We start from the raw sequence: 12,464 nt of genomic DNA on the forward strand, positions 1-12,464 counted from the left end.
ATTCGATGAATGTTTAAGCAGTTGAATGTGAGATGGACGACAAAACAAAAAGCCCGCTGAAGTAGCGGGCTTTGTGACATTTAATTCTCTAAACTAGAAGTACACGTTCGCCCACCAAGAACTTGTCCAAGTGCGCCACCAAGCAACGTCTACGGAATTCATCTTATTCAGACGAACCGAAACTTTCGCTTTCTGGTTTTGGTTAAATTCTTGTAACATGGTGAGCCTTAAATAGGTACTTCGTATTTGTGTACTAGTTAACTAGTGCAGAGATAAAAAGTCAACCCCAAAACAGCATTAAAACGACAAAAAGATGAGAATTGATTTACACAGCCACACTACAGCCTCGGATGGTCGATTTGCGCCGAGTGATTTGGTGGATCGGGCACTAAGTTTTGATATCGAGGTTTTGGCGATCACGGATCATGATACGGTTGACGGCTTAGCTCCGGCCAAGCAATACGTTGAAGAAAATAATCTGCCGCTCAAAATCATTAACGGTATCGAGATCTCGACTGTTTGGCAGAACAAAGACATCCATATTGTGGGTTTGAATATTGATCCGGAAAGCCCAGCATTGGTTGGGCTAATTCAGCAACAGAAAACGCATCGCGTAGCAAGGGCGCAGCTGATTGCAGAGCGTCTACAGAAAGCCACTCGCGATGGGGTGCTCGAAGAAGTTCAGTTAATTGCCGGTGATGCGCCAATCACACGAGCTCACTTTGCTAAATGGCTTGTGGACAATGGCTACGCAAAGAACATGCAGATGGTGTTCAAGAAGTTTTTGACGCGTAACAATCCAGGTTATGTTCCACCGAACTGGTGTTCGATGAAAGACGCTGTCGACGCGATTCATGCTGCTGGTGGACAAGCGGTTTTAGCACATCCAGGGCGATATCAACTTACCGCCAAATGGGTGAAGCGAATGCTGGCTGCGTTTGTGGAGGCGGGTGGTGATGCTATGGAAGTGGCTCAGCCCCAACAAGCACAACAAGAAAGACGCAACTTGGCTGATTATGCTATACAATACAAACTATTAGCTTCTCAAGGCAGTGATTTTCACTATCCGTCACCGTGGATGGAGTTGGGAAGAAACCTCTGGTTGCCTGCGGGTGTAGAACCAGTTTGGAAAGATTGGGGTATTGATCCTTCGTTGAATGCTCAACCTGACGAAGTCGAAACGCCATAAAAAATATAGAGCCGAGAGGTTCGATAATGAGGAATTACAATGAGCCAGTTTTTTTACGTTCATCCAGAAAACCCACAGGCTCGCTTGATCAATCAAGCAGTAGCAATCATTCGTAACGGCGGTGTGGTGGTTTACCCAACCGATTCAGGTTACGCACTAGGCTGTCAATTGGAGAACAAGCAGGCGCTGGAACGAATTTGTCAGATCCGTCGTCTGGATGACAAGCATAACTTTACGTTGTTGTGTCGCGATTTGTCGGAGCTTTCTCTGTACGCTCGAGTGGATAACTCGGCATTCCGACTACTGAAAAACAACACACCGGGTCCTTACACTTTTATCTTCAAAGGCACAAAAGAAGTGCCGCGTCGTTTGATGAACGCAAAACGCAAAACGATTGGTATCCGTGTTCCAGATAACCGTATCGCATTGGACTTATTAGAAGCGCTTGGCGAGCCGTTGATGTCAACATCGCTAATTTTGCCAGGTAGTGACGTGACGGAATCGGACCCTGAGGATATTCGTGACAAATTAGAGCACGCGGTTGATGTCATCCTTAATGGTGGGTATCTGGGTGAGCAACCGACAACAGTGATTGACTTTAGTGATGGTGAGCAAGTGATAGCGCGCGTAGGTGCTGGTGACCCAGCGCCATTTGAGTAAGCTCGTCAACTCAAAAGCAAATACGAAACTAGCACAAAGCTAAATAAGAAAGGGAGGCGAAGACGCCTCCCTTTAATTTTTGAATCAATGAGTAGAAGTTCACATTCGTGGATTATGCGAAGTCAAAGATATCGATATTGTGGTGCTCAATGTAGTTCATGTAACCCGCATCAATACCTTTCAACGTTACTTCCACATTAAACTCGTCGCTAGAGAACACAGCCCAACCAAAGTCGTTGTATGACAGCGTTAGGTCGTCTGCGGAATCGAGGAACGTGTCGCGAATACCATCGTCGTTGGTATCGAGACCCATATCAAATACAAGCTTATCGTGGCAAATGTTGAAGTCTAGGATCTCTGCTTTCACTTCAATGTCGTTTGAGGAAACTGGCTGATCTGGAACGCCAACCGCAAGACGGTTTGTCATTACGAACGTGTCATCACCACATCCACCAGCAATCACAGAGTTGCCATCACCAACGACGACCGTATCATCACCCCAACCGGCATTGATGAAGTTGTTGCCAGAGTAGTCGAAAATCGTATCGTCACCACAACCACCAAATAGAGAGTCATTACCCAAGCCGCCAGACAAGTAATCGTCGCCTGAACCACCAGCCAGTAAGTCATCACCTCTGCCGCCTAATAGAGTGTCGTCACCACGGCAACCAAAGACATAGTCATTTCCGTCGAAACCAACAAACTTATCATCGCCACCAAAACCGACGAAAACGTCGTTGGTATCTGAGCCTTTTGTTCCGGTCATGTTATCGTCTTCTGAGGTGCCAAATATCCAATTTAGGTCAAGATTTGTATGAGACATTTATTATTCCTTTTCATCTGATTAAGGGAGCTAGCAAGCTGAACAGTTATCTTTCTTATAACCTTGATAATTTTATCAGGTGCACCAAAAATTCAGAGGTGTGGACAGACCCATAATAGTGCGGTTCTACCCTAGTGCGGCTTAGTACTAAGTTGGAGAAGATGATGAGTTAAGTGTGAGTTTTAGAGCGAGATTTTAACGAGAGAATCTGGACGATTTCACTTACATTAAATGGGAGAATCTCGTATAATGTCCGACCGAAAAAATCCCATTTACATGGGTAACTTGCAAAATGAAGACCAATTCTGGTCTCGACGTCTGTGAAGACGACACATAGGTAGATAAATGAGCGAAAAGTTACAAAAAGTATTAGCACGCGCAGGTCACGGTTCTCGTCGTGAGATTGAATCGTTAATTAAATCTGGTCGCGTTAGCGTGAACGGAGTCGTAGCTAAACTTGGTGAAAGACTAGAAGATGAGAACAGCGTAGTTCGTATCGATGGTCACGTTGTGTCTGCGAAGGTACAAGAAGAAGTGATCTGTCGTGTTTTGGCTTATTACAAGCCAGAAGGTGAACTGTGTACTCGTCACGACCCAGAAGGTCGTCGCACTGTTTTCGATCGTCTGCCAAAGATCCGTGGTTCTCGTTGGATTTCAGTAGGTCGTCTTGATGCTAACACATCAGGTTTGCTGCTGTTTACAACAGATGGGGAACTGGCGAACCGCCTTATGCACCCAAGCCGTCAAGTTGAGCGTGAATACCTTGTTCGTGTTTTCGGCGAAGTAACTGAACAGAAAGTGAAAAACTTAGTTCGTGGTGTTGAACTTGAAGATGGTATGGCACGTTTCGAAGATGTGGTATATGCGGGTGGTGAAGGTATGAACCACACGTTTTATGTTGCTATCAACGAAGGTCGTAACCGTGAAGTTCGCCGTCTGTGGGAATCGCAAGATACGACGGTTAGCCGCCTAAAACGTGTTCGTTACGGTGATATCTATCTGGATAAGAAACTGCCTCGTGGTGGTTGGATGGAACTTGATCTTAAAGAAGTAAACTACCTACGCGAATTGGTAGAGCTTCGTCCAGAAAAAGAAACCATGCTTGATCTGAACAAAGACAACACCTCACGTAAACGTGAACGTGCTCGTAGCCAAAAAATCCGTCGCGCTGTTAAGCGTCACGAAGAGCGCGTAAATACGCCTAAAGGCCGCAGCAACAACCCTTCTCGCCGTAAGCCAAAGAAGAGCGCAGGTGATCAGGGTGCACGCAACAAGCATCGTTAATCGATAGCGAAAATTAGAAAGGCTTGCCACTTGGCAAGCCTTTTTCTTATCTAGCGTTTCGCGTTCGTAATCTTTCGTGTTTGCCAATCATAAGTAACTTTGACTTACAGATATAAAAAAAACACCAGCGTGAGGCTGGTGTTTTTGATAATGATGAGGAAATCGTTAATCACGTTTCCAAAGCATATGACAGAACTTATGTTCTGGGTCTCGACTGATTAGCATACGAGCAAAAACGTCATCAAGTACGTCATTTTCCTCGTTTACTAAGCCGATTCGAACTTCTGCATACACTTCTTTGTCGATGTCGAAGCCAACATGTTCAACCCAGTCATCACCGGTTTCAACAAGCTCTGCGGCACCACGATCTTCAAATTGCGCAGTAAACAGAATGACATCAGCTGGCTCTAGGTTATCTGGAGCCATTTCAAGGAAGATGTCGTACGCAGCGTCGATAACGTCGTCGTAAGAAATCAAATCAGACATGCTTATGCTCGGCTCATGTATTTACGTTCAGTCGTGTTGATGATCACGCGGTCACCAGTCGCGATGTACTCAGGAACTTGAATTACAAGGCCTGAAGCAAAGCGTGCTGGTTTAGTACGTGCAGATGCAGATGCACCTTTAATTGAAGGGTCAGTTTCTTCAATCACTAGCTCAACAGAAGAAGGAAGCTCGATACCAACAGCAGAGCCGTTGATTAGAATAAGGTGGATACCTTGAGTGTCTTCGTTGATGAACAGAAGCTCATCTTCAACTTCGTTGTGTTTGAATGTGTATTGTGAGTAGTCTTCGTTATCCATGAAGATGTGCTCATCGCCATCAGCGTATGAGTACACAACTGCACGTTTGTTCATTTCTACCGTTTCAACCACATCATCAGATTTGTAACGCTCATCTACACGAGCGCCAGTGTTTAGATCTGTACAACGCATTTTGTAGATCTTAGCGCCGCCACGACCACCAGGAGTCGTAACTTCGATGTCTTTAACTAGAAGAGTTTTACCATTAGACTCGATTGCGAAGCCTTTTTTGATTTCACTTGCCTTTGGCATTGTATTTTCCTATTTACACTTATTAAGCAAAACTTGGTGATTATAGCGCTAACTTGTTTGTCTGGCACCAAAATTAATCGTTGTTGTTTAATCCTAATGAAACGGCTGAATGGGCTTGATTCAAAACCATAGCTAGTGGATCATATTGACCATCGTTCGCTAAAAACTCGAGATCGCGTTTCAATCAATGTCTCTCTCTGTTATCAATCCAAAACAACCTTTCCAACCAGAATTTGAACCTCTTATTCGAGAGGTGCTAGCGTGCCTAAAAGGCGGCCTCGGTGCTAACCTGCATAGTGTTTACGTGTATGGCAGTGTTGCGCGAAAAAGTGCCATTGCAGGTAAATCAAATCTTGATCTGGTGGTGGTAACGAAGTCCAGTTTTGAAAACAACCGAGCAACAATACTCAACACCATCAAATGGCGAGCGCAGCAGGGACACCCACAAGTTCAAGGTGTTTCTATTCGTACCGCGCTGGTGAGTGAGGTAGCAAACCTAGACAGTATTTTTACTTGGGGGTTTATGCTCAAGCATTGTTGCGTTTGTGTGTATGGTGAGAGCTTAGGCGATTGTTTTGGCGATTATGTTCCAAGTTGGGAAATTGCTAAACACTGGAATATGGATGTGGAAGATTGGATCTCAGTCTATCGAAGTAAGATTAGCCAAGCCAGCAGCGTAAAAGAGCAGGTAGCGGCACAAATCGTGATTGCGAAGAAATTACTGCGAGCGTCTTATTCGTTGGTGATGTATCGAGATAAACGTTGGTTTGATGATCCTGTTGAATGCGGTGAGGTATTTTTGAAGTATCACCCTGAAAAGCAATTGGAGATCGAACGTTTGGGTATCTTGCTGGCTGGTCGAGCAATTCCCAAACGCTCTGTACTTGGTTTGATGGATGGCTTTGGAAGTTGGCTTGTAAAGCAGTATCAAAAAACCGAGTTCCGAATAGGTTAAGCCACGCCATCTATGCGCAGTATCTTCTAAAATAATCCCATTTGAGGCGCTGACAGTTGCTCAAAGTCAGTGCCGATAAACGGCAGAATAGCATCGGCGACCGGCTTTAGTTGTTTATCAATGTAATGTTGGTAATCGATAGGACTGTTTAGGTATTCGTGTGGCTCTGGTCCATTTACGGTAATCAGGTATTCGATTCGACCACGGTTTTGATACTGCAACGGTCTCCCAAGTTTAGCATTGATGTCATCTGCTAAGCGTGCGGCTCGCACCTGTGGTGGAATGTTCTTTTGGTATTCGTGCAGCTTTCGACGTAGGCGTTTCTGATACACCAATTGATCATCGAATTCGCCGCTGTTGGTTTTCTCGACCATTTCTCGCACGTAGTCACTTGGATCTTCACCGTGAAAAACCATTTGATACAAGGTGTTCTGGAACTTCTGTGCCAGAGGCGTCCAGTCAGTTCGAGCGCTTTCTAATCCTTTGAAGATAATGCGCTCTTGTTCGCCTTCGCCAATCAGTCCGGCGTAACGTTTCTTAGAGCCTGTCTCTGCCCCACGAATTGTCGGCATTAAGAACTTGCGGTAATGGGTCTCGTATTCAATTTCGAGAATAGACGTTAAGTTGTATTCACTCCTTAAGTGTTCCGTCCACCAGTGGTTGATGTAGTCGACCAGTGTATTCCCAACCTCATCCGCCTCTTCTTGGCTATAAGCGCCATTTAAAGATACGAAGGTGGAATCGGTATCGCCATAAATCACTTGATAGCCTTTGTCTTCAATCAGCACTTTGGTTTGCTTCATGATCTCGTGGCCACGCATGGTGATGCTTGAAGCAAGGCGGGTATCAAAGAAACGGCAGCCAGACGAACCTAGCACACCATAGAATGAGTTCATGATGATCTTAATTGCTTGCGAAAAGGCTTTCTCGTTATTCTTTTTGGCGACATCACGCGCGGCCCACAGCTTCTCAATCATCTCCGGTAGGAAGTGTTTCGAGCGATGGAACTGACCGCCACGGAATCCCGGGACGGCTTCATCATCTGCCTTGCCGATTTCAAGCTGTAAACCTTCGACTAAGCCCATTGGGTCAATCAAGAAAGAACGAATGATCGATGGATATAGGCTTTTAAAATCCAATACCAAGACTGAGTCATACAGATTCGGAATAGAATCCATCACATAACCGCCTGGGCTAGCGATCCAGTTCTCGGGATGTAGGTTAGGTGCGACATAACCTGCACGGTGAATCTGTGGCAAATACAAGTTAGTAAACGCTGCCACTGAGCCCCCTACGCGATCCAGTTCCACTCCAGTTAAACGTGATCGTTCAATAGCGAAGTCGAGTAGGTGGGTATGGTCGAAAATCTTATTTACCAAAACGCAATCTTGCAGGTTATATTTTGCAAGAGAGGGCTTATCCAATCGGTACATGCGATTGATCTCGTCCATTCGGTCATGCACGTTATGAATTTCTTTACCTTCGCCAAGCAACTCTTGAGATACAGACTCAAGTGACCATGAACGGAAATGATATGTTGCTGTCTTTAAGGTATCGATACCATCGAGAACCACACGGCCGGGAATCGAGATAAACCCTTGCTGGCTTTGCGCTGAACTCCGGAAAAAGCTGGCTTGATCCGCTCGACCAATCATTAGCTTCATACTGTGCCATTCTGCACGTTTGTGTAAGAGGCGGAAGTCGAAGTCAATGACGTTCCAGCCAACAATGACATCCGGGTCGAACTGCTTAAACCAATCAATCATAGCTTCAAGTAATGCTCTCTCGTCTTTCACCCATTGGATTTTTGTTTCTGCGGGCTCCGGTTCACCAATCATGATTACGCGAGAATCTACAGGGCTGTCTAAACCGATTGAATAAAGAATGCCTTTCTCTGAACATTCCAAATCAAGGGAAACAACGTGCAGATTTGGTTCATATTCGCCACTACGGCATTTCGCATTTTGGACACGTTGGAAGCCATTAAGGAACTGTCGGTTGCCCTTAAACTCAATACTACCTTTGATAAAACGTTCCATAAGGTAGCGATCAGCTAAGCGCACATCCCCTTCATAATGAATGATGTCATTTTGTGTCAGAGCATCTTGCAAAGCGAAAGCGTCTTTGGTGTTGTGGGTGTAGCAAGCCGCGAGAGCTGAGTGTTGGAAGTTTTTGAGTTGGAGTGGTTTTACTGACACCTCGAGCTGTTTTGAAGCAGCCAGCATATTGACTTGTTCAAGGTGCGCTTGTTCAACAAAGAACACCGGTTTTTCCCCATGAATCAGCAATTGAGTTGGTCCGTCCTCTGTCGAAAGCCAAAGTTCAATTTGCGTTTGGCCTTTGATGTCTCGTGCTTGACGAGTGAGTAGGAAGCCTTGTTGGATATTCAAAAGAGAGAAACCTTATAATTCTTTGAGTTCACTATTCTAACATTAAGAACTGTAAAAATAACCAGTAAAACCCTGAGTCGGTATGGGGGAAGAAGAACCCATGTTTTCGCTTGTTAGGCCACGTTTGCTCGCTTATGGAATAACCATTTAGGGTTGATATTGCGCACTGCTAAACAATATGAAACCTAGTTGCTTGATTTATGGGAATTTCTGTTGTTAATTAGCTTGTCTTAAATTTCGGCTTTGCAGGTCTTTCACTCAAATAATAGAGTGGTTTATGAATAAGTTCTTGCCAAATTTTGCGTTTGAGCACATATTCATAGAAAGCAATTTTTTGCCTAATGCGTTATTATATAGGCACTCATACTGATATCCACATTTAACCAAGTTATGTGGGTGCAGAGCCAATAAAAGTGTGGAGATACAAGTTTGATAAATGTTTTCCTTGTAGATGATCACGAGCTGGTTCGCACAGGGATACGACGTATTATTGAAGACGTCCGTGGAATGAACGTAGCAGGAGAAGCTGACAGCGGTGAAGAAGCAGTAAAATGGTGTCGCAGTAATCATGCCGACGTTGTTTTAATGGATATGAACATGCCAGGAATTGGCGGCTTGGAAGCCACGAAAAAAATTCTTCGCGTGAATCCTGATGTAAAAATCATCGTACTAACCGTTCATACGGAAAATCCGTTCCCTACTAAGGTGATGCAGGCAGGGGCTTCTGGTTATTTGACCAAAGGCGCAGGTCCTGATGAAATGGTTAATGCAATTCGTGTAGTTAATAGTGGGCAGCGTTATATCTCCCCAGAGATCGCGCAACAAATGGCGTTGAGTCAATTCTCACCAGCCTCTGAAAACCCATTTAAAGACCTTTCAGAACGCGAATTACAGATCATGATGATGATCACCAAAGGTCAGAAAGTTACGGATATTTCTGAACAATTGAATTTAAGTCCAAAAACAGTCAACAGCTACCGCTACCGTCTGTTTAGCAAACTGGACATTAACGGTGACGTTGAGTTAACACACTTAGCGATTCGCCATGGAATGCTGGACACCGAGACCCTTTAGTGTGAATCCTCCCTTCGATTCGGCTTCCTTTCTCAAGACAGTAACTCATCAGCCCGGCGTTTACAGAATGTACAACGCCGAGGCTGTTGTTATTTACGTAGGCAAAGCCAAAGATCTTCAAAAGCGTCTTTCCAGTTACTTTCGTAAAAAAGTAGACAGTGAAAAGACCCGCGCCCTCGTTAGCAATATCGCCAAGATTGATGTCACAGTAACTCATACAGAGACGGAAGCGCTCATTCTTGAGCATAACTACATCAAGCAGTATTTACCCAAGTACAATGTCCTACTACGTGATGATAAATCCTATCCTTACATTTTTATTAGTGGACATAAACATCCTCGATTATCTATGCATCGTGGTGCTAAAAAACGTAAAGGTGAGTACTTTGGTCCATATCCTGATTCTGGTGCAGTGCGCGAGACGTTGCATTTATTGCAAAAAATCTTACCCGTTCGACAGTGTGAAGATACGGTTTACTCTAACCGAACTCGACCGTGCTTGATGTATCAAATTGGTCGCTGTGCAGGACCTTGTGTCAGCACCATTATTTCCGACGAAGAATATGCTGAACTGGTGGGTTTGGTCCGGTTGTTCTTGCAAGGCAAAGATAAGCAAGTGCTAGAGCAACTCATCGAAAAGATGGAGTTGGCCAGTCAGCAGCTCCGCTTTGAAGACGCGGCTAAGTTCCGAGACCAAATTCAAGCCATTCGCCGTGTGCAGGAGCAACAATATGTTTCTGAAGACAGCATGGACGATATGGATGTACTCGGTTTTGCACAAGAAAACGGCATCGCTTGTATCCATATCCTGATGATCCGTCAGGGTAAGGTGCTAGGCAGTCGCAGTCATTTCCCTAAGATCCCGCACAATACCAGTCAACAAGAAGTCTTCGATAGCTTTCTTACTCAGTACTATTTGAGTCATAACGAGGCGCGCACCATCCCTTCTCGCATTATTTTGAACCAAGAGCTAGGTGAGGATGTGTTGTCTATACAGCAAGCGTTAAGTGACGTAGCAGGGCGTAAGGTGCAATTTCATACTTCACCGACAGGCTCTCGTGCTCGTTACCTCAAACTGTCCAACACCAACGCATTGACGGCGATTACGACTAAGATTAACCATAAGATGACCATTAACCAACGCTTCAAAGCGCTGCGTGAGGTGTTGGGAATGGAGTCGATAAGTCGTATGGAATGTTTCGATATTTCGCACACGATGGGCGAAAGTACGATTGCGTCGTGTGTGGTATTTAATGGCGAAGGCCCGGTAAAACAAGAATATCGCCGTTACAACATCACGGGCATTACAGGTGGTGATGACTATGCTGCGATGGGGCAGGCGTTAGAGCGTCGTTATTCAAAGCAGTTGGACGTAGAAAAGATCCCAGACATCATCTTTATCGATGGTGGTAAAGGTCAGCTAAATAGAGCTCATGAGATCATTTCGCAATATTGGGGAGACTGGCCAAAGCGTCCAACGATGATCGGTATCGCAAAAGGGGTAACCCGTAAGCCGGGGCTTGAAACCTTAATTACCGTAGATGGTGAGGAGTTTAACTTGCCAAGTGATGCGCCAGCACTGCACCTCATTCAACATATTCGCGATGAAAGCCATAATCATGCTATTGCAGGTCATAGAGCTAAACGCGGAAAAACCAGACGTACCAGTGCGTTAGAAGGGATTGAAGGCGTTGGTCCCAAACGTCGTCAAGCTTTGCTGAAATACATGGGCGGTTTACAAGAACTCAAGCGGGCAAGTGTCGAAGAAATCGCCAAAGTGCCAGGAATTAGTCACTCTTTGGCAGAAATTATTTTCCAAGCATTGAAACAATAAGGAAAATCCCGCAACATTAACACGCAATGTGTAAGAGAATAATAAAATGCGTTTGAATATCCCGAACATTCTGTCTCTACTTAGACTGTTCCTAATCCCAGTTTTCGTGGTTGTTTTCTATCTACCTTACTCTTGGGCTCCTTTTGCTGCGGCAATGGTTTTCTGGGTTGCGGGTTTTACCGATTGGTTAGATGGCATGTTAGCCCGTAAGTTAGGCCAAACCTCTCGATTCGGTGCTTTCATTGACCCAGTAGCAGACAAGGTACTGGTGGCGACAGCGCTGATTTTGATTACTGAGCATTACCACTCGATTTGGGTAACGATTCCAGCCGTCACAATGATTGCTCGTGAAATCATCATCTCTGCATTGCGTGAATGGATGGCAGAAATCGGTAAACGTGCGAGTGTTGCGGTTTCTTGGGTCGGCAAAGTCAAAACCGTATCTCAGATGTTCGCCCTTTGGGTTTTGATCTGGCGTTACGACGACTGGATGGTATGGCTTGGCTTTGGAGCGCTTTACGTTGCCACGTTCTTAACATACTGGTCTATGGTTCAATACCTAGCTGCGGCGAAAGATGATTTACTTAATGAAGAACATCACTAAGTAATCGAAACAGATGAATTTAGAAAGCAGGCTATTAGCCTGCTTTTTTATTGCCTGAGAGAAAGCAGCCTTAATAGTAATTGTGATCTAAGTCTGGTTCTTACTCGCTGGGCCGTGGTCGGATACTCAAGTACGAATTTCTCTACTGTTGGGGGCTAGCGGAATACATGATAAAGGGAGGGAAAGTAGCCCAAAATTCATGATAAACAAGTGTATTTGGGAGATTCTCAGTATTAAAACTAATCAATTTACCGTCTTTCGCACAAAATCTGGTCAAACGATTTAAAAAAATAAAAATAGTGTTGACTCGATCGCTCGAATCCGTAGAATGCATCCCGTACCCAAGAGAGCATTGCTCGAAAGGGTGGTGAAAGAAGTTGACCTTCCTTCATGAATGAGGCGCCTTGGCAGAGTGGCTATGCAGCGGATTGCAAATCCGTGGACCTCGGTTCGACTCCGGGAGGCGCCTCCATTATTCTCTTTGAGAATGAATGCGACACTAGCTCAGTTGGTAGAGCGCAACCTTGCCAAGGTTGAGGTCACGAGTTCGAACCTCGTGTGTCGCTCCAAATAAAAATGATATGGCGTTAAGCGGT

The 12,464-nt window shown here is 44.9% G+C and carries 12 protein-coding genes, 2 tRNA genes and 1 other annotated feature; of the genes, 9 read left to right on the forward strand and 5 right to left on the reverse strand.

The genetic code is table 11. The features are described 5' to 3' along the window. Positions 1-43 precede the first annotated feature (43 nt). Positions 44-147, reverse strand: a sequence feature (Trp leader region). After that, positions 94-219, reverse strand: coding sequence for a trp operon leader peptide (locus OQJ86_RS05300; protein WP_038880506.1), 126 nt, complete (start codon positions 217-219; stop codon positions 94-96). Its footprint overlaps the feature before it by 54 nt. 94 nt (positions 220-313) lie before the next feature. Between OQJ86_RS05300 and rnm the strand changes: the two genes are divergently transcribed. Next, positions 314-1,189, forward strand: coding sequence for an RNase RNM (gene rnm / locus OQJ86_RS05305; RefSeq protein WP_038871860.1), 876 nt, complete (start codon positions 314-316; stop codon positions 1,187-1,189). 39 nt (positions 1,190-1,228) lie between these two features. Further along, complete coding sequence (locus OQJ86_RS05310; protein ID WP_102386973.1) at positions 1,229-1,849, forward strand: L-threonylcarbamoyladenylate synthase; 621 nt, start codon at positions 1,229-1,231, stop codon at positions 1,847-1,849. 112 nt (positions 1,850-1,961) lie between these two features. On the opposite strand, the gene OQJ86_RS05315 is transcribed toward OQJ86_RS05310, so the two are convergent. Beyond that, the gene (locus OQJ86_RS05315) at positions 1,962-2,672 is read right to left on the reverse strand and encodes a calcium-binding protein (protein ID WP_038871856.1); all 711 of its coding nucleotides are present in this window, start codon (positions 2,670-2,672) and stop codon (positions 1,962-1,964) included. Between the two features lie 345 nt (positions 2,673-3,017). Here OQJ86_RS05315 and rluB point away from each other — a divergent pair, with 345 nt between their 5' ends. Beyond that, the gene (rluB, locus tag OQJ86_RS05320) at positions 3,018-3,956 is read left to right on the forward strand and encodes a 23S rRNA pseudouridine(2605) synthase RluB (RefSeq protein WP_038871854.1); all 939 of its coding nucleotides are present in this window, start codon (positions 3,018-3,020) and stop codon (positions 3,954-3,956) included. 165 nt (positions 3,957-4,121) lie between these two features. Here rluB and OQJ86_RS05325 read toward each other — a convergent pair whose 3' ends face one another. Continuing rightward, the gene (locus tag OQJ86_RS05325) at positions 4,122-4,442 is read right to left on the reverse strand and encodes an HI1450 family dsDNA-mimic protein (protein WP_005431208.1); all 321 of its coding nucleotides are present in this window, start codon (positions 4,440-4,442) and stop codon (positions 4,122-4,124) included. Positions 4,443-4,444: 2 nt separating this feature from the next. Then, positions 4,445-5,011 (reverse strand): elongation factor P-like protein YeiP, encoded by a 567-nt coding sequence (gene yeiP, locus OQJ86_RS05330; protein ID WP_005431209.1) that lies wholly within the window; start codon positions 5,009-5,011, stop codon positions 4,445-4,447. A 187-nt stretch (positions 5,012-5,198) separates the two neighbouring features. On the opposite strand from yeiP, the gene OQJ86_RS05335 reads away from it, so the two are divergent. Continuing rightward, positions 5,199-5,966 (forward strand): nucleotidyltransferase, encoded by a 768-nt coding sequence (locus tag OQJ86_RS05335; protein ID WP_038880500.1) that lies wholly within the window; start codon positions 5,199-5,201, stop codon positions 5,964-5,966. A gap of 26 nt (positions 5,967-5,992) precedes the next feature. Here the strand turns inward: OQJ86_RS05335 and OQJ86_RS05340 are convergent, their stop codons facing one another. Beyond that, positions 5,993-8,356 carry a DNA polymerase II gene (locus OQJ86_RS05340; RefSeq protein ID WP_265986993.1) on the reverse strand — a complete coding sequence of 788 codons (2,364 nt, stop codon included), beginning with the start codon at positions 8,354-8,356 and terminating at the stop codon, positions 5,993-5,995. A 429-nt stretch (positions 8,357-8,785) separates the two neighbouring features. On the opposite strand from OQJ86_RS05340, the gene uvrY reads away from it, so the two are divergent. From uvrY to OQJ86_RS05365, 5 genes are all read left to right on the forward strand, one after another. Next, positions 8,786-9,430 (forward strand): UvrY/SirA/GacA family response regulator transcription factor, encoded by a 645-nt coding sequence (uvrY, locus tag OQJ86_RS05345; RefSeq protein ID WP_005434947.1) that lies wholly within the window; start codon positions 8,786-8,788, stop codon positions 9,428-9,430. After that, positions 9,402-11,264, forward strand: a complete 1,863-nt coding sequence (gene uvrC, locus OQJ86_RS05350) for an excinuclease ABC subunit UvrC (RefSeq protein ID WP_081094937.1) — start codon at positions 9,402-9,404, stop codon at positions 11,262-11,264. The genes uvrY and uvrC overlap by 29 nt, the downstream gene beginning before the upstream one ends. Before the next feature lie 46 nt (positions 11,265-11,310). After that, positions 11,311-11,868 (forward strand): CDP-diacylglycerol--glycerol-3-phosphate 3-phosphatidyltransferase, encoded by a 558-nt coding sequence (gene pgsA, locus OQJ86_RS05355; protein ID WP_005530466.1) that lies wholly within the window; start codon positions 11,311-11,313, stop codon positions 11,866-11,868. Positions 11,869-12,266: 398 nt separating this feature from the next. Continuing rightward, positions 12,267-12,340, forward strand: a tRNA-Cys gene (locus OQJ86_RS05360). A gap of 21 nt (positions 12,341-12,361) precedes the next feature. After that, positions 12,362-12,437: transfer RNA gene (locus tag OQJ86_RS05365), tRNA-Gly, on the forward strand. The last annotated feature ends 27 nt before the right edge of the window (positions 12,438-12,464 follow it).

Source organism: Vibrio sp. Sgm 5, assembly GCF_026241575.1.
GTDB classification, from domain to species: domain Bacteria; phylum Pseudomonadota; class Gammaproteobacteria; order Enterobacterales; family Vibrionaceae; genus Vibrio; species Vibrio jasicida.

Coding starts and splice junctions, on each gene's coding strand:
- OQJ86_RS05315 (WP_038871856.1), bottom strand. CDS start 2,672: ATGTCTCATACAAATCTTGACCTAAATTGGATATTTGGCACCTCAGAA.
- pgsA (WP_005530466.1), top strand. CDS start 11,311: ATGCGTTTGAATATCCCGAACATTCTGTCTCTACTTAGACTGTTCCTA.
- OQJ86_RS05310 (WP_102386973.1), top strand. CDS start 1,229: ATGAGCCAGTTTTTTTACGTTCATCCAGAAAACCCACAGGCTCGCTTG.
- yeiP (WP_005431209.1), bottom strand. CDS start 5,011: ATGCCAAAGGCAAGTGAAATCAAAAAAGGCTTCGCAATCGAGTCTAAT.
- OQJ86_RS05300 (WP_038880506.1), bottom strand. CDS start 219: ATGTTACAAGAATTTAACCAAAACCAGAAAGCGAAAGTTTCGGTTCGT.
- OQJ86_RS05325 (WP_005431208.1), bottom strand. CDS start 4,442: ATGTCTGATTTGATTTCTTACGACGACGTTATCGACGCTGCGTACGAC.
- rnm (WP_038871860.1), top strand. CDS start 314: ATGAGAATTGATTTACACAGCCACACTACAGCCTCGGATGGTCGATTT.
- OQJ86_RS05335 (WP_038880500.1), top strand. CDS start 5,199: ATGTCTCTCTCTGTTATCAATCCAAAACAACCTTTCCAACCAGAATTT.
- rluB (WP_038871854.1), top strand. CDS start 3,018: ATGAGCGAAAAGTTACAAAAAGTATTAGCACGCGCAGGTCACGGTTCT.
- uvrC (WP_081094937.1), top strand. CDS start 9,402: ATGGAATGCTGGACACCGAGACCCTTTAGTGTGAATCCTCCCTTCGAT.